Genomic DNA, 18,532 nt, shown 5'->3' on the forward strand with positions numbered 1-18,532 from the left:
TAAGGCACGGTGGACGGAGAGGAGATGAGATGACCCAGGCGTGGATCAGCCTCGGGGCCTGCGCGGGGCTGCTGGCCGTGGCGGGACTGGCCCTGGTGCGCGTGGGGCGCAGCGTGCTGGCGCTGCCGCTCTCCGTGCTGTGCATCGCCCTGTCCACGTGGAACTTCGCCGACTTCGCCCTGGCGCACTCGGGAGGGCCGGGCTGGCGCTTCATCGCCACGGCGGCGGCGCTGATGAGCGCTCCGTCCGCGCTGCACTTCATCCTCTCCTTCGTGGGCGCGCGGCGCCGGCTGGCGGCGATGATGTTCTCCGCGTACGGCGTCTTCGGCGTGCTGGCGGCCACGGCGGTGGCGGGCCTGGGCTCGGCGAGCGTGGCCGGGGTGGTGAATTCGCGCGGCTTCGTCCTGACGGTGCTGGCCTTCGCCACGCCCCTGCTGCTCGGGGGCTTCGGCCTGCTCACCCGGCACCTGCGCCGCGAGGTGCGCGCCACCGAGCGTACCCGGGCGGGCCTGATGCTCACGGGGCTGGCGCTGCTGGTGACACTGCTGGGCACGGACCTGGTGGCGGTGCTGGGCCAGGAGGTGCCGCGCCTGGGCAACCTGGGCACGCTGCTGGGCCTGCCGGCCATCGCGGTGGTGGCCCTGCGCCTGCGCCTCTTCGGCCAGGAGCTGTCCAACGTCCACGCGATGTACGCGCTGCTGCTGGCGCTGATGGGCGTGTTGTCCTACCTCGCGGTCTTCCAGCTCTTCGCCGGGCAGTACGGCGCGCTGGTGGTGGGGACGGCGGCCATCACGCTGATCATGCTGGCCATCATGCGCCGGGGCGTCATCGCCTTCGTGGCGCAGCGCGAGCGGCTGGAGCAGATGGCCACCCTGGGCCGCTTCTCCGCGCAGATGGCGCATGACCTGAAGAACCCCATCGCCGCGCTCAAGGGGGCCGCGCAGTACCTCAAGGTGGAGCACTCGCGGGGACAGTCCTGGAACGACAAGGGCGAGTTCCTGGACCTGCTGCTGGAGCAGGTGGAGCGGCTGGACCGGGTGGTGAGCACCTATCAGCGCCTGGGCCGGGTGGAGCCGCTGCGGCAGCCGCTGGACCTGAACCAGTTGGCGGCGAGCGTGCTGTCCCTGCAGGCCTTCACCGGGCGCCCCGAGGTGGAGATCAACCGCGAGCTGGCGGTGGACCTGCCGCGCTGCACGGGGGACTGGGACTTGCTGGCCAACGCGGTGGAGAACCTGGTGCGCAACGCCTTCGAGGCGATGCAGCGCGGGGGCACCCTGACGCTGCGGACGAAGCTCGACGGAACGGGCGTGGCGATCAGCGTGGAGGACACGGGCGAGGGCATGAACGCGCGCACGCGCGAGCGGGCCTTCGACGACTTCTACACCACCAAGGCCACGGGGAGCGGACTGGGGCTGGCCTTCGTACGGCGGGTGGTGGAGGCCCACGGCGGAGAGGTGGTGCTGACGAGCCACGAGGGCCGAGGCACCACCGTGACCCTGCGCCTGCCGGTCTCCGATGCACCCGCCGGGGCGCCCGTGCCGGGAGAAGCGGAGCCCTGGCCGGGCTGACGAATCCCGGAGAGGAGCGAGGACTTCGTAGGATGATGCCGTCCCGCTCTCGCTGCCGGAGGAAGTGGCATGGCTCCCAAGTTCTCGACCATCGACGAGTACATCGCCTCGCATCCCAAGGACGTCCAGGTCATCCTCGAGAAGGTCCGGAAGTCGATGCGGAAGGTGCTGCCCGCGGCGGAAGAGAAGATCAAGTATGGGATGCCCGCGCTGATGCTCAACGATCGGCACGCCGTGTATTTCGCGGCGTGGAAGCGCCACATCGGCCTCTACCCGATCTACCGCTCCGAGGCTCCCATCGAGGAGGAGCTCGCGCCCTATCGCGATGCGAAGGACACGATCAAATTCCCGCTGAACGAGCCGATTCCGTACGGCCTCATCGAGCGGATCGCCGCCCACATGAAGCGGCAAGCCGAGGCGGCGTAGGCCGACCTTCGCCTCACGTATTCTGGCCCCATGCTCAAACTGCACCACCTCGTGAACTCCCGTTCGCAGCGCATCCTCTGGCTCCTGGAGGAATTGGGGCTCGACTACGAGCTCGTCATCTACCCGCGCGACCCGAAGACGGGCTACGCACCTCCCGAGCTCAAGGCCATCCATCCGCTCGGCAAGTCCCCGGTCCTCGAGGACGACGGACGGGTGCTCGCCGAGTCCGGAGCCATCATCGACTCCGTCGTGCGCCGTCATGGCCAGGGGCGGCTCGCGCCCGCGCCGGACTCGGCCGAGTACGACACCTACGTGCATTGGCTGCACTACGCCGAGGGCTCGGCCATGGTGCCCCTCCTGCTCAGCCTGTACGTGGGACGTCTGGGCGAGGCGGGCGCGCCGCTTGAGCCGCGCATCTCCAGCGAGGTGAAGAACCACCTCGGCTACATCTCGGGAGCGCTCGGCGAGCGGGACTACCTGGTCGGCAACAGCTTCAGCGCCGCCGACATCCAGATGAGCTTCGTGCTGGAGGCGGCGCGGCCCACGGGCGCCGTGGAATCCTTTCAAGCCTTTCCCAACCTCGGCACCTATCTCGAGCGGTTGCACGCCCGCCCCGCCTATCGGCGCGCCCGTCAGCGGGCAGCGGCGTGAGCAAGCTCGCGCGGGAACACACACGCCGTCCGTCGCTGCGCTCCCTCCCCTGCCCGCGTCCCGGGCTCCGCTTCCGCCGGGCTGCTCCACGACCGGGCAGGGAGAACACTCTGCCTCCACGCTGACACGCGGTGCCTACTCTTCCCGCATGGGTAGCCAGGACTCAAAGCGTGCGGCACATACCCCCATTGTACCAGGGGCCACTGTACCGGAAGCCACCCCCGCTCCCGAGCGATGGGGGGGACCCACCGAGGACCCAGCAACGCCCGTGCGGGGCTACCCTCGCCCACAGTTGAGACGCGCGGGGTGGTGCCCGCTCAATGGGGACTGGGACTTCGCGATCGATCCGCTCGGGCGCTGGTCGGTGCCCGCGGAGGTGAGCTGGGACGCGCGCATCCGCGTGCCCTTCGCGCCGGAGACGGAGCGCAGCGGCGTGGGGGATACCGGCTTCTACCGGGCCTGCTGGTACCGCCGCACCTTCGAGCCTCCCGCGCTCTCCGCCCAGGAGCGGCTGGTGCTGCACTTCGGCGCGGTGGACCACGTCGCCACCGTCTGGGTCAACGGCTCGCGCTGCGCCCACCACGAGGGCGGCTACACGCCCTTCAAGGTCGACATCACCGATCTGCTCCACCGCGACGGCCCGCAGGAGATCGTCCTGCGCGCGGAGGATGACCCCGCCGAGCTCGCCAAGCCCCGGGGCAAGCAGGACTGGCAGTTGGATCCCCACTCCATCTGGTACCCGCGCACCACCGGCATCTGGCAGACGGTCTGGCTCGAGCGCGTGCCCGTCACCCGCGTCGAGGGCCTGCGCTGGACGCCCAACCTCAACCGCTGGGAGCTGGGGCTCGAGGTGCACATCGAGGGGACGCGCCCCGAGGGGCTGCGGCTGGACGTGCGGCTGAGCGTGGGGAGCACCCTGCTCGCCCAGGACTCGTACACGGTGGTGCTCGGCGAGGTGTACCGCCGCATCGCCCTGTCGGACCCGGGCATCGACGACTTCCGCAACGAGCTGCTGTGGAGCCCCACCTCGCCCACGCTCATCGACGCCCGCATCGAGCTGCGTGACGCCAACGGCCGGCTCCTCGACGCGGTGGACAGCTACACCGCGCTGCGCGCCGTCTCGGTGCAGGGAGACCGGTTCGTGCTCAACGGACGGCCCTACCCCATGCGGCTGGTGCTCGACCAGGGCTACTGGGACAGCACGGGCATCACCGCGCCGGACGACGCGGCACTGCGGCGGGACGTGGAGCTCGCCCGCGCCATGGGCTTCAACGGCGTGCGCAAGCACCAGAAGATCGAGGACCCGCGCTACCTCTATTGGGCGGACCGGCTGGGGCTCATCGTCTGGGAGGAGATGCCCAGCGCCTACCGCTTCACCCGCCAGTCCGTCGAGCGGCTCACGCGCGAGTGGCTCGAGGTGCTCGCCCGCGACTACAGCCACCCCTGCATCGTGGCGTGGGTTCCGCTCAACGAGTCCTGGGGCGTGCCCAACCTGCCGGACAACGCCGCCGAGCGGCACTACGTGCAGGCGCTCTTCCACCTCACGCGCACGCTCGACCCGGGGCGTCCCGTCATCGGCAACGACGGGTGGGAGAGCGTGGCCACCGACATCATCGGCATCCACGACTACGACGCCGATCCCCAGAAGATCGCCCAGCGCTACCACTCGCACGAGGTGCGCCCGCACCTGTTCCGGCGCGAGCGGCCGGGCGGGCGGGTCATCGTCCTCGACGGCCACCCGCATGCGGACCATCCCCTCGTGCTCTCCGAGTTCGGCGGCATCTCCATGTCGCGCGGCGACCAGCGGGAGTGGGGCTACTCGCAGTGCGCGGGGCCGGACGACCTGGCGCGCCGCTACACCGCGCTGATGGAGGTGGTGCGCTCGCTCGATCTGTTCGCGGGCTTCTGTTACACGCAGTTCTCCGACACGTACCAGGAAGCGAACGGGCTGCTGTACTCGGACCGCACGCCCAAGTTCCCCCTGGAGCAGATAGCACTGGCCACGCGCGGCCCGCGCTTCTTCAGCGACATCCCCATGCCCCCCGCGCCCTCCGGGCGTCCCCGGCCCACCACCGAGACAGGTGAGCCCGAGCCCGCGGGCCCCTGAGCCCTGAGAGGAACGGCGATGCACCCCCCTCCGGATGACGCGCCCCGCTTCGAGACGCTCTTCGGCCGGCCCCCCAAGGTCCGCGTCCAGGCGCCGGGGCGGGTGAACCTCATCGGCGAGCACACCGACTACAACGGGGGCTTCGTGCTGCCGATGGCCATTCCCCAGCAGACCGAGGTGCTGCTGGCCCCGCGCGAGGACCGGCAGGTGCGCGCCTTCAGCGCCAACCTCGGCGCCCAGGGCAGCGTGGACACCTACGAACTGGGCCAGGAGCAGCGCGGCCGGGGCTGGCTCGACTACATCCAGGGCGTCACCCACGTGCTGCGCGCGCAGGGCCTGGAGGTCGGGGGCTTCGACCTGTGGCTGCACTCGCACGTGCCGCTCGGCAGCGGACTGTCCTCGAGCGCCGCCCTCGAGGTGGCCCTGCTGCGGGGCCTCCGGGAGGCCTTCAGGCTGAAGCTGGATGACGTGAGCATCGCCCTGCTGGGCCAGAAGGTGGAGACCGACTTCGTCGGCGCGCCCATCGGGGTGATGGACCAGATGGCCTCCAGCCTCGCGGGCACGGGCGCGGCGCTCTTCCTGGACACCCGCGACCTCAAATACGAGCGCATCCCCCTGCCCGCCGGGGTGGAGCCCATCGTCATCAACTCGGGCGTGACGCACAGCCACGCGGGCGGCGACTACAAGGTGCGCCGCGCCGAGTGCGAGCGTGCCGCCGCCCAGCTCGGAGTGGCGTCGCTGCGGGACCTTCCCGACGCGGAGCTGCCCCGTGCCCTGGCACTGCCCGAGCCGCTCGGCCGCCGCGTGCGTCACGTGCTCACCGAGAACGCCCGCGTGCTGGACACCGTGCGGGCCCTGCGCTCGGGGGACCTGGCCGCGCTGGGGCCGCTGCTGTACGCCTCGCATGCCTCGCAGCGTGACGACTACGAGGTCTCCGTCCCGGAGATCGATCTGCTGGTGGACCTCGCCCGCGCCGAGCCCGGCGTGCTCGGGGCCCGGTTGACGGGCGGCGGCTTCGGCGGCTCCGTGGTGATGCTGGCCAGGGCGGGCAAGGGAGCGGACGCCGCGGCCCGCATTGCCGCCCGCTACTCGGAGCGCTCGGCCCACAAAGCGACAGTGCTCGTCCCCGAGTCCCAGACCAAGGACTGATCCAGCACACACCCCGTGCGGGACGGCAGGCAGCCAGGCTTGCGCCATCTGTCCCCGAGGCCAGTGGGAGGGGATGCGAGAGGTGCCCACCGTCCCCCCGTAGCCGCCAAGGGCGAGCACGGAGGGGATAGATGACGATTCAGTCGGGCAACAGTGTGATGGAGACCGGCCATCTGCCGGACCTGGTGTGCTTCTCGCATCTTCGCTGGAACTTCGTCTTCCAGCGCCCGCAGCATCTGCTCAGCCGCTTCGCGCGCGAGCGCCGGGTGTTCTTCTTCGAGGAGCCCATCTACGACCGCAAGCAGCCGCGGCTCCACGTCACGCGCTCGCCCGAGGGGGTCTGGGTGGCCGTCCCGCACCTGCCCGAGGGCCTGGACGAGCAACAGGCCATGGCCATGCAGCGGGCGCTGCTCGACGAGATGCTCGTCCGCCATGACGTGAAGCGGTACGTGAGCTGGTACTACACCCCGATGGCGCTGCCCTTCACGCGCCACCTGGAGCCGTTGGCCGAGGCCTACGACTGCATGGACGAGCTGTCCGCCTTCCGGGGCGCGCCGCCCGCGCTGCTGCACCGCGAGGCCGAGCTGCTCGAGCGCGCCAACGTGGTCTTCACCGGCGGCCAGAGCCTCTACGAGGCCAAGCGGGACCGGCACCACAGCGTGCACGCCTTCCCCAGCAGCGTGGACGTGGCGCACTTCGCCACCGCGCGCCGCCAACTGCAGGAGCCCGCGGATCAGGGCTTCATTCCCCACCCGCGCCTCGGCTTCTTCGGCGTGGTGGACGAGCGGATGGACCTCGGGCTGCTGGAGGCGGTGGCCGACGCGCGTCCGGACTGGCAGCTCATCATCATCGGCCCGGTGGTGAAGATCGATCCGGCGTCCCTGCCGCGGCGGCCCAACCTCCACTTCCTGGGAGGCAAGCTCTACACGGAGCTGCCGGCGTACCTGTCCGGCTGGGACGTGGCGCTGCTGCCCTTCGCGCGCAACGAGTCCACGCGCTTCATCTCCCCCACCAAGACGCCCGAGTACCTCGCGGCCGGCAAGCCCGTGGTGTCCACGTCCATCCGCGACGTGGTGCGCCCCTACGGCGAGCAGGGCCTGGTGCGCATCGCGGACACGCCGGAGGACTTCGTGCGCGCCTGCGAGGCGGCCATGACCGAGGACCGCACCACGTGGCTGCCCCGGGTGGATGCGCACCTGGCGACCATGTCCTGGGACACCACCTGGGCCCGCATGAAGTCCCTGCTCGATGCCGCCGCGATGCAGCGGGAGGACGAGCGCGTCACGGCCCTCCCCATCAAGGCCAGCGAAGACTCAGCCACCCTCTGATTCGAGAACCCGGCGCGAGCCCGCGCCCCAAACAGGAGCAGACAACATGTTCGATTACATGATCGTGGGAGCGGGTTTCGCTGGCAGCGTGATGGCCGAGCGGCTCGCGAGCGTCCATGGCAAGAAGGTCCTCATCGTGGAGAAGCGGCCGCACATCGGCGGCAACGCGTACGACCACTACAACGATGACGGGGTGCTCGTGCACAAGTACGGGCCCCACATCTTCCACACCAACTCCCAGGACGTCTTCGACTACCTGAGCCGCTTCACCGAGTGGCGGCCCTACATGCACCGGGTGCTGGCGAGCGTGGATGGGCAGCTCATGCCCATCCCCATCAACCTCACCACCCTCAACCAGTACTTCGGCCTCAACCTCACCTCCTTCGACGTGGAGCAGTTCCTCGCGAAGCTCGCGGAGAAGCGCGACGCCATCCGCACCTCCGAGGACGTGGTCCTCAGCAAGGTGGGGCGCGAGCTGTACGAGAAGTTCTTCCGCAACTACACGCGCAAGCAGTGGGGCCTGGACCCGAGCGAGCTGGACTCCACGGTCATCGCCCGCATCCCGGTGCGCACCAACCGGGATGACCGCTACTTCAGCGACAAGTACCAGGTGATGCCCAAGCACGGGTACACCCGGATGTTCGAGCGGATGCTGGATCACCCGAACATCAAGATCCTCCTCAACACCGACTACCACGAGGTGAAGGACGTCATCCCCTACCGGGAGATGATCTTCACGGGCCCCGTGGACGAGTACTTCGACTACTGCTACGGGAAGCTGCCCTACCGCTCGCTGAACTTCCGGCACGAGACGCACAGCCAGGAGAAGTTCCAGGAAGCGCCGGTGGTGAACTTCCCCAACGAGTACCCGTACACGCGCTGCACCGAGTTCAAGTACCTCACCGGCCAGGAGCACCCGAAGACGAGCGTCGTCTACGAGTACCCCACCGCCGAGGGTGACCCGTACTACCCGGTGCCCCGTCCGGAGAACGCCGAGCTGTACCGCAAGTACGAGGCGCTCGCGAAGGACACGCCGGGCGTCCACTTCGTGGGCCGGCTCGCCACGTACAAGTACTACAACATGGACCAGGTGGTGGCGCAGGCGCTCACCCTGTGCACGAAGATCATCGGCGTGCGCCGCCGCGAGCTGCTCGACATGCAGGTGGAGGGGCACGCGTGAGTCCGAAGAGCTCCGGAAGGCCCGAGGGCCTTCCTGAAATCTGGGGCGGCATCGAGGGCACGGTCAACCGGGTGGGGGACCGGTACTTCGACCAGATGGCGCGCAGCGGCCACTGGCGGCGCATCGAGGATCTGGATCTCATCGCGGCGCTCGGCATCCAGGCCATCCGCTACCCGGTGCTCTGGGAGCACATCGCTCCGAACGGGCCGCACCGCGCGGACTGGACGTGGCCGGACGCGCGGCTGCCCCGCCTGCGGGAGTTGGGGATACGGCCCATCGTCGGGCTCGTCCACCACGGCAGCGGACCGCGGCACACCAGCCTGGTGGACCCGGCCTTCCCCTTCGAGCTCGCGCACTACGCGCGGGCCGTGGCCGAGCGCTACCCGTGGGTGGAGGACTACACGCCCGTCAACGAGCCGCTCACCACCGGGCGCTTCAGCGGGCTGTACGGCCACTGGTATCCGCACGGCAAGGACTACCCCACCTTCGCGCGCACGATGATGGTGCAGTGCCGCGCGGTGGTGGAGGCCATGCGCGCCATCCGCGAGGTGAACCCCAAGGCCCGCCTCATCCAGACGGAAGACATGGGGCGCACCTACAGCACCCCGCACCTGGCCTACCAGGCCGAGTTCGAGAACCACCGCCGCTGGCTGAGCCTGGACCTGCTCTGCGGGCGCATCGACCGGCAGCACCCGCTGTGGCCCTACCTGCTGCAATGGGGCGTCTCCGAGAAGGAGGCTCGGGTGGTTCCTCGACAACCCCATGCCCCCGGACGTGGTGGGCATGAACTACTACATCACCAGCGACCGGCTGCTCGACGAGCGGATGGAGCACTACCCGGAGTGGTCGCACGGCGGCAACCACCGGGACGCGTACGCGGACGTGCACATCTCCGCGGTGTGGAAGGACGCCATCGCCGGCCACCGGGACATCCTCGCCATGGCGTGGGAGCGCTACCGGCTGCCGGTGGCCTTCACCGAGGTGCACCTGGGCTGCACCCGCGAGGACCAGCTTCGCTGGCTGGGAGAGGCCTGGGAGGCCGTCTGCTCGCTGCGCGCGGAGGGTGTCGACGTGCGCGCCCTCACCGTGTGGAGCCTGCTGGGGGCGTATGACTGGAACACGCTGGTGACGGCCGAGCGCGGCTTCTACGAGCCCGGGGTCTTCGACATGCGTGCGCCCGCCCCTCGCCCCACCGCGCTGGCCCATATGACGCGGGGGCTGGCCACCCGCGGGGAGTTCGAGCACCCGCTGCTCGACTCGCCGGGCTGGTGGAGGCGCAAGGAGCGGCCGGAGCCCCACTTCGCGGCCAGCCTGCATGGCGACAACCCGTCGCCCCACATCGGCTGGGTGCCCGAGCGGTGTGTGCGGGCCCGCACGCCCCGGCCCTTGCTCATCTCGGGTTCCACGGGAACGTTGGGGCGGGCCTTCGCGCGGCTGTGCATGCAACGCGGCATCGCCTTCCAGCTCCTGTCGCGCCAGGAGATGGACATCGCCTCGCCGGAGTCGGTGGAGCGCGCCCTCGAGCGCTTCCAGCCCTGGGCCGTCATCAACGCCGCCGGCTACGTGCGCGTGGACGACGCCGAGACGGATGCCGAGCGGTGCTTCCGCGAGAACGCCCTCGGCCCGGAGGTGCTCGCCACCGCCTGCGCCGAGCGGGGCGTGCGGCTGGTCACCTTCTCCTCGGACCTCGTCTTCGGAGACGGGCAGAGCTCGCCCTTCGTGGAGAGCAGCCCCGTCCAGCCGCTCAACGTGTATGGCCGCAGCAAGGTGGAGGCCGAGCGCCGGGTGCTGGAGCGCCTGCCCTCCGCGCTGATGGTCCGCACCGGGGCCTTCTTCGGTCCCTGGGACGAGTACAACTTCGTCACCCTCGCCCTCTCGGCCCTGGCGCGCGGGGAGCGGTTCGCGGCGGCGGATGACGTGGTCGTCTCCCCCACGTACGTGCCGGATCTCGTCCATACCTGCCTGGACCTCCTCATCGACGAGGAGCAGGGCGTGTGGCACCTCACCAACGCGGGCGAGGTGACGTGGGCGGAGCTCGCGCGCCAGGTGGCCCGCTCGGCCGGGTTGGATCCCCAGCGGGTGGAGGGACGTCCCCTGGCTTCATTTGGATGGACGGCGGCGCGGCCCCGGTATAGCGCCCTGGCCAGCGAGCGGGGTCAGGTGATGCCCCCGCTCACCAACGCCCTGGAGCGTTACCTCGTGGAAGACGAGATCAAACCCACGCAGCGGGTGTCCGGCGGTGGCCGGGTGGCCTGCGCGGTGTGCGGAGGCGACAGCGATGCGAGTCATGGTGACGGGCGGTGCGGGTTACATCGGGAGCGTCGTGACGGAGGAGTTGCTGCGGGGGGGTGACCAGGCCGTCGTCTACGACAGCCTCTACAAGGGCCACCGGGAGGCGGTGGTGGAGGGCGCCACCTTCGTGAAGGGGGATCTGCTCGACACCCACTTCCTGCGCGAGACGCTCGCCCAGCACAAGATCGAAGCCGTGGTGCACATGGCGGCCGACTCGCTGGTGGGCGAGTCGGTGAAGGTCCCCGCCAAGTACTACCGCAACAACGTCCTCGGCGGGCTCAGCCTGCTGGATGCCATGCGGGAGTCGGACGTGAAGTACCTCGTCTTCTCCTCCACGGCCGCGGTCTACGGCGAGCCGGCCAAGCAGCCCATCGAGGAGAGCGATCCGACGCAGCCGACCAACCCGTATGGCGAGACGAAGCTCGCCTTCGAGCGGGCGCTGCGCTGGTACGACGCGGCGCACGGGCTGAAGTACGTGAGCCTGCGCTACTTCAACGCCGCCGGGGCCACCGAGCGCAGTGGCGAGCGCCATGATCCCGAGACGCACCTCATCCCGATCGTCCTCCAGGCGGCGGCCGGCCAGCGTCCGGACGTCACCGTCTTCGGAGACGACTACCCCACGCCGGATGGCACCTGCGTGCGCGACTACATCCACGTGGTGGATCTCGCGCAGGCGCACATCCTCGCGCTGCACGCGCTGGCCAAGGGCCACCCGAGCTCCATCTACAACCTGGGCTGCGGGGGCGAGGGCTACAGCGTGAAGCAGGTCATCGACTGCGCCCGCCGCGTCACGGGCAAGGAGATTCCGGTGACCAAGGGCCCGCGGCGGGCCGGAGATCCGGCGGTGCTCATCGCCAGCTCCGGGCGCATCACGCGCGAGCTCGGCTGGAAACCCACGCAGCAGAAGCTCGACGCCATCGTCGAGTCCGCCTGGCGCTGGATGCAGCGCCACCGCTGAGCCAGGAGGTTCCGGCCGCGACGGGGAGCAACTGGTCCGATTGTTGGACCAGCCGGCACTCCGCGCGGCCGGAAGGCGCCCCGTGCGCTACTCCACGAGCTCGGTGACCTCGGTGCCCGCGCGCGCGCCCACCGCCTCGTCGATGCGGTGCTTCATCCCGCTCCAGGTGTGGTCCCAGGAGAGGCGCGAGAGGAACGCGTCCACGCGTGGCAGCCAGTCCTCCCTCGACTGGGACAGGGACTCCTCCACCGCCCGGACGAAGGCCTCCGGCGTGTCCGCGATACGCACCAGGCCCTGCTCGCCGTAGGGCCGCACCACATCCCGGATGGAGGTGGACACCACGGGCCTGCCCGCCGCGAGGTACTCGGGCGTCTTGGTGGGACTCAGGAAGCGCGTGGCCGGGGTGCGGGCGAAGGGCGTCATGGCCACATCCCAGTTGGCGAGGTAGGCCGGCAGCTCCTTGTAGCTCTTGCCCCCCAGGTAGTGGATGTTGGGCAGGCGCGGCAGGCTGTCCGGGGAGATCTTCACCACGGGCCCCACCATCACGAGCTGCCAGTCCGGGCGGGCCCGGGCGACGCCCTCCACCAGGGCCAGATCCATCCGCTCGTCGATGACGCCGCAGAAGCCGATCCGCGGCCGGGGAAGGTGGGCTTGATCAGCCGGGTCGGCCGGCCCCATGCGGGCCTGCGCGAAGTGCGGCACGTCCACGCTGCTGGGGAAGGGGTGCACGTTGGCGTGCTGCTCCCGTTTGGCCTCGTAGAGGTGGTGGCCTCCGGTGAACATGACGTCCGCGCGGCGCATCAGCTCCCGCTCGCGCTGTACCAGGATGGGCGGTGCACCGCTGAAGGCGGACAGCTCGTCCATGCAGTCGTAGACCACCGCGCGAGGCCGCAGCGCGTGCGAGAAGGCGAGGGCCATGGGCGTGTAGTACCAGAGCACGAAGTCGTTCACGCCCTCGTCCACGAGCATCGCCTCGAGCAGCTCGCGCTGTATCTGCCCGAGGAAGCTCAGGATCCACGCGGGTGCCCGGTGGAGGATCCGGCGTCACCTGGGTGGCCCCCTCCACCTGGATGTGAGGAACGGCCACCCAGACGCCCTCGGGCGAGCGGGTGACCTCCAGACGGGTGCGACCGGGGCCCCAGGCGGGCTCTTCCACGAAGAAGACGCGGCGCTCACGCGCGAAGCGCGACATGAGGTGCTGCGGGCGCTGGAAGACGAAACCCCAACGCAGGTGCGACAGACAGACGAGATCCGGAAGCTCGCTCCGGCTCCCGTCCCACTTCCTCGTGTTCTGCATGTGATGTCCCTCCGGCGGAGTACGGCGCCTGACGGAAGGTGGGCATCACTCCGGCGGGTTCCCATCGGACGCCGGACCGGGCGGGCAACAGGCCGAGCCCCGGGCCACTCCCCTGCCCCATGACCGGGTCAGGCGTCGCCCATCACGAGACCTTCGATGGTGTGAACCTGCTCGATGGGCTGCAGCTCCTCGACCACGCGGTACGTCAGGTGCCGGCGCACCTCCGGCGGCAGCGAGTCGTGGTAGCGGCGGGTGAGCTGCAGGTCGTGACGATCCGCGTTGCGGGCACAAGGCGCGTCGACGCCGAGGACGAGGACCGGCCGGGACTTGTCCGATTGATTGGCCGTGCCCCGGTGGATCGTCAGGGCGGAGCGCGCCGAGATGTCGCCCATCTTCGGCATCTTCCGCTGCGCGCGCGCCTGGTAGCGGGGGTAGTGCGACTTGGGCGGGAACATCCCATGCTCGAAGTCGGGGCCGTCGTCCCACTGCGTGCCGACGGCGATCTCGAAGGGGCCCATGTCCTCGGTGACATCGACGGTCGTGAGGTTGAAGGCCAGCGAGTTCAAGCGCCGGCCGCGCAGCGTCTCCTGCGGGCTGGGGAAGTCCCGGTGCCAGGGCTGGTTCAGGGCGCCAGGGCCCGGCACGTCGAAGCCCAGCTCGACGACCTTGTAGTCCGGTCCCAGCACGGACTCACACACCGCCCTCACCCACGGGTGCGTGATGAGCTCGAGGAATCCGCTGAGCCGCTCCGGGTGGATCTCGACATAGTAGCGATTGGGACCCCGGCCGAGCGCGCCGCCCGGCCGCGCGAGCGCCTCCTGGAACAGGACCTTGATGTCCTGTCCGACCTGCTGCACCCAGCTCCGCTCGAAGGCCCCCTTGAGGCCGATGATTCCATCCCCATAGAGCCCGCCCATGATGGCCGAGGTGTCGTACTGCGGGGCCGCCTGCTGGGGGGTGCCGAGGAGACCTTCGGAGGACTGCTTCGAGGTCACAGCCGCTTCGTGTCCATGTCCGTTGTGGCGCATGGCCTTGATAACCACGGCCCGCAACCCAGGTATTTTGGCCTGCCTGCCCACCAATCAGAGGGGCCCGCGGCCGGCTTCCTTCGCTTCGGTGAACGTGAAGATCGTCACGGGGGCGGCCTCCCCGCCGAGAGCGCGGTAGAAATCGAGCGCGTGGGCATCCTCGTTATCGGCGGGGACGAACAGATCCGTGATTCCCACGCCAGCCGCCTGGGCCCGAAGCTCCTCGACCAGCCGGCGGCCAATCCCTTGTCGCTGATGCTCGCGTCGCACGGCGATGTTGTAGATGAAGATCTCGGAATACTGCGCTCGCGTCATGGGCAGGGTATGCGCGGTGACTCCCCCGACGATGTCATTGCCGACGAACGCGGCAATCGCCCAGAAATCCTCTCGGCCGAGGAGCCGGTCGACATAGTCATCACTCAGCTTCCCGCTGCCTTCCTCGAAGACCTCCGCCATCAGGGTAAACAGCACCTTCGCCGGCTCCCGGTCGCCTGCCGTCAGTCGCTTCAGTCGCATCTCGATCCCCTATGGCCAACGCCTGTGTAGCGGCGTCCGCATGTCCGTTACTTCCCTGCCGCGCGGAAGACCCCCGCGAGGGCAGAGAAATCGAATTGCTTCACCAACTCCGTCCTGTGGCGGAAGTTGTGCTCCTGCTCGGTGGAATGCCGGCCCTCGGTCGCCTCGACGACCAGGTAGCGGAACAAGCCCTTGGAGGGCTTGGAGAGCGCCGGGTTGAGGGCGAACAGGCGCACCCGGGGCGCGGCACACGCGCCGCTGGTCACGGACGAGGGCTGATTTCCGTCCGCGAAGTCCAGGCAGACCTGGCTCGCGCGCTGCTCCGCTGAGAGCGAACCCAGTTTGCCGCGTACCCCGGCGAGGGACTCCGCCGCCTCGGCGCGCGCCTTCCGATTCGACTCCTCCGCGTCACTGATGTTGCGAGCAAGGCTCTGGCGCAGCGCGGCCGGGGCCTTCTGCAGATCCCGGCCGTAACTGGCGTGCATCTGCTCGAGCCACTCCCGGTGGTTCGCCTCTTGCTGTTCGACTTCCTGCATTCGCTGTGCGGCCTTGCGCTCCGCGTTCTTCAGGTGGCGCTCCAGGGTGACCGGCACCAGCGCCGGTTCACGGTCGCGGGTGATGACGTAGTAGCGGCTCTTCTTGTGCTGGATCAGGAACAGGCCGTCACCGAGCTGGGTGTAGGCCTGGGGTGCGAGCATCCGGCCCGCTTCGTCCTCGTCGTAGGCCTCACTCCGCTCGGCGAAAGGCGCGAGGTTGATGCTCAGCGGAAGGGAGCTGTTGACGATCTTCGCCGTGTGGCAGGTCTGGCCGGACATCGGCGCCAGGTAGCTGACGCTGATCTTCCCCTCCGCCTGTTTGGCCGTCATCGGGTAGCGGAAGACCTCGCGCTGGAGCGCGATGCAGACCGGCGCGGCCGGCGCGTTGATGGCGGGGATCGCCGCCAGATGGGCCGAGAGCGCTTCCACGCCCGAGAAGAAGGCCCGGCTCTCCTTGTCCGACAGGCCCTGGATCTTCGCACCCGGCAGCGGGTCGATACGGAACCGGGCGGACGGCCCGGCCGCGGCCGGCCGGGCGGCGAGCGTCAGCATCGCGAGTGAAAACAGGAGGGTTCGGTGCATGGACGAGTACCTCGAGGGGTGAGGGAAGCCGCGGTTCTCCACGCTTCACCTTATCCGCTCGCGGGCCTCCCCGCCCGGCTGACCGCGGGCTCATGACGGACCGCGTCGAGCGCGTGGTGCGGCCCGCGCTCGGCGCGGTGATGGCGCACGTGCGGCGAGGACGAAGCACAAGTTTGACATCCCGATTTTTTGGTAGTTACTTTCTTCGGGTAACGAACAAAGTTGCTCGAGGGCGTTGGAAGCACCGGTCAAGGAGCCCGCCCCGTCGCAGCAACTTCCGCTGCACCCCACCCTCACCGGAGCGTGAATTGCGTGATGACCCCACGGAATCGCCTGGTCGTGTCCTCTCTGTTGCTGCTGATGGTCCTGGTACAAACGGCTTGCGACCCGGCTGAGCAGCCCGCCGCCACGCTGACGGGGGTGAGTGTGACCCCGGCCAGCATCCCCCTCGCCGCCGGAGCCACCCAGCAGCTCACCGTCACCGGGACTTACAGCGATGGCTCGACAAAGAGCCTCACGGCGGACGCGACCTTCGACTCCGACACCCCCGCCACCGCCAGGGTGAGCAGCCCGGGTGGCCTGGTGACCGCCGTGGCCGCCGGGACGGCCCGGATCACCGCCACGGTCTCCGGCAAGAGCGCTTCCACCAGCGTGACGGTCAGCGATACCGCGGCGCCGGCCCCGTCCGACGCGAACCAGGTCGTCTTCTACGACGGCCATGGCACGGACGTGACCTTCTTGGGCTTCGGCGGCGCCATCAACAGCGTCACCGTCGACGCCACCGAGACCTTCAACGGCCGCAAGATCATCAACTTCCAGGTCACCGGTGGCACTGGGTACTCCGGCGGCGCCTGGGTGACCTCGACGCCCCGCGACCTGTCCGCCTACAACGCGCTGACCTTCTGGGCGAAGGCGAGCAAGGCCGGGACGCTCAACGTGGCGGGCATCGGCAACGACGCGGGCGCCGGCTCCGGTACCGGCTACGGCAGTGAGCGGGCCGCGCTCGCGCTCACCACGGCGTGGCAGAAGTTCACCATCCCCATCCCCAACCCGGCCAGGTACAAGAACGTGGGGGGCCTCTTCCACGTCGCCGACGCACCCGACGACTACACCCTCTACCTCGCCGACGTCATCTATGAGCACCTCGGCACCGGCGTCCTCGGCGCGGCCACGGCCTCCATCGGCAACGGCACCACCACCGCGGCGTCGGTTGCGACGGCCGGCACCTACACCATCGACCCGAACCAGAGCCAGGCCGTCTTCACCATCGCGGGCGACCCGGGGAGCCCGGTCACCGTGAAGCCGGTGGCCAACACCTTCTTCGACTTCACCTCGTCCGACCCGTCGGTCGCCACGGTCAACGGCAGCGGCGTCATCACCGGCGTGGGGGCGGGCGGCCCGGTGACCATCTCCGCCACGCTCGGTGGCGCGGCCGTCAGCGGCTCCTACGCCATCACCGTCACCGGCGTGCTGGGCCAGCCGGCCACGCTGCCTCCCGCGCCCGCCCATGCGCCCTCGGAGTCCGTCTACTCGCTCTACAGCTCCGTGACGGGCGGCTACACGGGCACGGACTCCGACAAGAGCGGCGATGTCGACACGTGGCTGACGTTCTGGAGCGCCGGGTCCGGTGGGGAGCCGTTCGCCATCACCACCGGCGAGGGAAGCGCCGCCCCCCGCAAGTACGTCTTCACCAACACGGCGACCTTCATCGGCGTCGAGTTCTATGGCCCCGACGAGGACGGTGACGGTAAAGGTGACAACCAGATCGACGCGGCGGGACGGGGACTCACCAAACTGCACCTGGACCTGTGGACGCCGGACAACGCGACCAACTTCCAGGTGAAGCTGGTCGACTTCGGGCCTGACGGCCGCTTTGGTGGCGACGACGACACCGAGGGGACCGCCACCCTCACGGCCGACTCGACGCCGCCGCTCGCCATCGGGGCGTGGCTGTCCTATGAGCTGACGCTGGCCAGCGACTTCACGGGCCTGGCGAACATGCACCACCTGGCCCAGATGGTCCTGGTCGCGCCCAACGGCGGCACGGTGTTCCTCGACAACGTCTACTTCCACCCGTAGCGGTGGGGTTCGCCGGCGCCGGGGCCTCGATGGGCCCGGCGCCGGAGGAGAAGGGCCCCTGGCTGCCCGGTTTCCTACTTCCCCGCTTCCTCGCCCCACACCTCCCGCAGACGCGCATCCCGGCCACACGAGGAGCGGTAGAAGCGGTACTTGAGCGGGTGCTCGAGGTAGTAGTCCTGGTGGTACGCCTCGGCCGGGTAGAACGCCTGGGCGGGGAGGACTTCCGTGACGATGGGCTGGGAGAACCGCCCCGACGCCTCCAGTTGCCGCTTGGAGTCCTCGGCGAGCCGCCGCTGCGTCTCGTCATGCACGAAGATGGCCGAGCGGTACTGGCTTCCCCGGTCGCAGAACTGGCCGTCCGCGGTGAGCGGGTCCACGTTGTGCCAGAAGAGGTCCAGCAACCGCTCGTAACCGACCTTCGCCGGGTCGTACACCACCTCGACGGCCTCGATGTGGCCCGTACCGCCGGAGGAGACCTCCTCGTAGGTGGGGTTCTCCTTCTGCCCGCCCGTGTAGCCCGACGTGGTGGACACCACGCCCTCCACCTTGTCGAAGGGGGGCTCCATGCACCAGAAGCAGCCCCCCGCGAACGTCGCCCTGGCGAGGGGACGCCCCTCGTCTCCGAGCGCCCCGCCCGCCACCAGCGCCACGAGCACCGCGAGAATCCGGTAGAGCCTGTTCATGGGGGATGCTCCTCCTTTGGAGAACCCACGGCCCCCTCCCCTCCCCTGTCCGCGCTCCCCCACCGGCTCGCCGTCCGAGCAGGATGACCAGGCCCGGGAAGACGGGGACCCTCACACCGGGTGCGATCCGTGCGCGGCGGCGCTGACGCGCC

At 69.6% G+C, this 18,532-nt stretch carries 16 protein-coding genes; 11 read left to right on the forward strand and 5 right to left on the reverse strand.

Annotated features, from left to right (window positions below; all coding sequences use genetic code 11):
• The first annotated feature begins 29 nt into the window (after nt 1-29).
• From ACN28I_RS21590 to galE, 10 genes are all read left to right on the forward strand, one after another.
• Nucleotides 30-1,568 (forward strand): two-component system sensor histidine kinase NtrB, encoded by a 1,539-nt coding sequence (locus tag ACN28I_RS21590; RefSeq protein WP_420943844.1) that lies wholly within the window; start codon nt 30-32, stop codon nt 1,566-1,568.
• Nucleotides 1,569-1,637: 69 nt separating this feature from the next.
• Nucleotides 1,638-1,994 (forward strand): iron chaperone, encoded by a 357-nt coding sequence (locus ACN28I_RS21595; protein ID WP_420943845.1) that lies wholly within the window; start codon nt 1,638-1,640, stop codon nt 1,992-1,994.
• 30 nt (nt 1,995-2,024) lie between these two features.
• Complete coding sequence (locus tag ACN28I_RS21600) at nt 2,025-2,645, forward strand: glutathione S-transferase family protein (RefSeq protein ID WP_420943846.1); 621 nt, start codon at nt 2,025-2,027, stop codon at nt 2,643-2,645.
• Between the two features lie 268 nt (nt 2,646-2,913).
• Nucleotides 2,914-4,752 carry a glycoside hydrolase family 2 protein gene (locus ACN28I_RS21605; protein ID WP_420943847.1) on the forward strand — a complete coding sequence of 613 codons (1,839 nt, stop codon included), beginning with the start codon at nt 2,914-2,916 and terminating at the stop codon, nt 4,750-4,752.
• Nucleotides 4,753-4,770: 18 nt separating this feature from the next.
• Nucleotides 4,771-5,901 (forward strand): galactokinase, encoded by a 1,131-nt coding sequence (galK, locus tag ACN28I_RS21610; protein ID WP_420943848.1) that lies wholly within the window; start codon nt 4,771-4,773, stop codon nt 5,899-5,901.
• A gap of 131 nt (nt 5,902-6,032) precedes the next feature.
• Nucleotides 6,033-7,229 carry a glycosyltransferase family 1 protein gene (locus ACN28I_RS21615; RefSeq protein ID WP_420943849.1) on the forward strand — a complete coding sequence of 399 codons (1,197 nt, stop codon included), beginning with the start codon at nt 6,033-6,035 and terminating at the stop codon, nt 7,227-7,229.
• 46 nt (nt 7,230-7,275) lie between these two features.
• Entirely contained in the window at nt 7,276-8,409 is a 1,134-nt protein-coding gene (glf, locus tag ACN28I_RS21620) for a UDP-galactopyranose mutase (RefSeq protein ID WP_420943850.1), read from the forward strand.
• Nucleotides 8,406-9,521, forward strand: coding sequence for a family 1 glycosylhydrolase (locus ACN28I_RS21625; RefSeq protein ID WP_420943851.1), 1,116 nt, complete (start codon nt 8,406-8,408; stop codon nt 9,519-9,521). The genes glf and ACN28I_RS21625 overlap by 4 nt, the downstream gene beginning before the upstream one ends.
• A 328-nt stretch (nt 9,522-9,849) precedes the next feature.
• Entirely contained in the window at nt 9,850-10,761 is a 912-nt protein-coding gene (locus ACN28I_RS21630) for an SDR family oxidoreductase (protein WP_420948692.1), read from the forward strand.
• Entirely contained in the window at nt 10,688-11,659 is a 972-nt protein-coding gene (gene galE, locus ACN28I_RS21635) for a UDP-glucose 4-epimerase GalE (protein ID WP_420943852.1), read from the forward strand. The genes ACN28I_RS21630 and galE overlap by 74 nt, the downstream gene beginning before the upstream one ends.
• Before the next feature lie 87 nt (nt 11,660-11,746).
• Here galE and ACN28I_RS21640 read toward each other — a convergent pair whose 3' ends face one another.
• The 4 genes from ACN28I_RS21640 to ACN28I_RS21655 form a co-directional block, all read right to left on the reverse strand.
• Nucleotides 11,747-12,628: a glycosyltransferase gene (locus ACN28I_RS21640; RefSeq protein WP_420943853.1), complete on the reverse strand. Its 882-nt coding sequence runs from the start codon at nt 12,626-12,628 to the stop codon at nt 11,747-11,749.
• A gap of 456 nt (nt 12,629-13,084) precedes the next feature.
• Nucleotides 13,085-13,951, reverse strand: coding sequence for a phytanoyl-CoA dioxygenase family protein (locus ACN28I_RS21645; RefSeq protein WP_420943854.1), 867 nt, complete (start codon nt 13,949-13,951; stop codon nt 13,085-13,087).
• A gap of 87 nt (nt 13,952-14,038) precedes the next feature.
• The gene (locus ACN28I_RS21650) at nt 14,039-14,500 is read right to left on the reverse strand and encodes a GNAT family N-acetyltransferase (protein WP_420943855.1); all 462 of its coding nucleotides are present in this window, start codon (nt 14,498-14,500) and stop codon (nt 14,039-14,041) included.
• A gap of 47 nt (nt 14,501-14,547) precedes the next feature.
• Nucleotides 14,548-15,618, reverse strand: coding sequence for a hypothetical protein (locus tag ACN28I_RS21655; RefSeq protein ID WP_420943856.1), 1,071 nt, complete (start codon nt 15,616-15,618; stop codon nt 14,548-14,550).
• Between the two features lie 339 nt (nt 15,619-15,957).
• Between ACN28I_RS21655 and ACN28I_RS21660 the strand changes: the two genes are divergently transcribed.
• On the forward strand, nt 15,958-17,697 hold the full coding sequence (locus tag ACN28I_RS21660; RefSeq protein WP_420943857.1) for an Ig-like domain-containing protein: 1,740 nt from the start codon (nt 15,958-15,960) through the stop codon (nt 17,695-17,697).
• 74 nt (nt 17,698-17,771) lie between these two features.
• Here ACN28I_RS21660 and msrA read toward each other — a convergent pair whose 3' ends face one another.
• Complete coding sequence (gene msrA, locus ACN28I_RS21665) at nt 17,772-18,380, reverse strand: peptide-methionine (S)-S-oxide reductase MsrA (RefSeq protein WP_420943858.1); 609 nt, start codon at nt 18,378-18,380, stop codon at nt 17,772-17,774.
• Nucleotides 18,381-18,532 lie beyond the last annotated feature (152 nt).

This window comes from Archangium gephyra (assembly GCF_049060025.1).
In the GTDB taxonomy this organism is placed as follows: Bacteria; Myxococcota; Myxococcia; order Myxococcales; family Myxococcaceae; genus Archangium; species Archangium gephyra_A.

Excerpts from the sequence above, each read along its gene's own strand:
- ACN28I_RS21590 (WP_420943844.1), top strand. The coding sequence starts at position 30 with ATGACCCAGGCGTGGATCAGCCTCGGGGCCTGCGCGGGGCTGCTGGCC.
- ACN28I_RS21595 (WP_420943845.1), top strand. The coding sequence starts at position 1,638 with ATGGCTCCCAAGTTCTCGACCATCGACGAGTACATCGCCTCGCATCCC.
- ACN28I_RS21600 (WP_420943846.1), top strand. The coding sequence starts at position 2,025 with ATGCTCAAACTGCACCACCTCGTGAACTCCCGTTCGCAGCGCATCCTC.
- galK (WP_420943848.1), top strand. The coding sequence starts at position 4,771 with ATGCACCCCCCTCCGGATGACGCGCCCCGCTTCGAGACGCTCTTCGGC.
- ACN28I_RS21615 (WP_420943849.1), top strand. The coding sequence starts at position 6,033 with ATGACGATTCAGTCGGGCAACAGTGTGATGGAGACCGGCCATCTGCCG.
- glf (WP_420943850.1), top strand. The coding sequence starts at position 7,276 with ATGTTCGATTACATGATCGTGGGAGCGGGTTTCGCTGGCAGCGTGATG.
- ACN28I_RS21630 (WP_420948692.1), top strand. The coding sequence starts at position 9,850 with ATGCAACGCGGCATCGCCTTCCAGCTCCTGTCGCGCCAGGAGATGGAC.
- galE (WP_420943852.1), top strand. The coding sequence starts at position 10,688 with ATGCGAGTCATGGTGACGGGCGGTGCGGGTTACATCGGGAGCGTCGTG.
- ACN28I_RS21640 (WP_420943853.1), bottom strand. The coding sequence starts at position 12,628 with ATGCTCGTGGACGAGGGCGTGAACGACTTCGTGCTCTGGTACTACACG.
- ACN28I_RS21650 (WP_420943855.1), bottom strand. The coding sequence starts at position 14,500 with ATGCGACTGAAGCGACTGACGGCAGGCGACCGGGAGCCGGCGAAGGTG.
- ACN28I_RS21655 (WP_420943856.1), bottom strand. The coding sequence starts at position 15,618 with ATGCACCGAACCCTCCTGTTTTCACTCGCGATGCTGACGCTCGCCGCC.
- msrA (WP_420943858.1), bottom strand. The coding sequence starts at position 18,380 with ATGAACAGGCTCTACCGGATTCTCGCGGTGCTCGTGGCGCTGGTGGCG.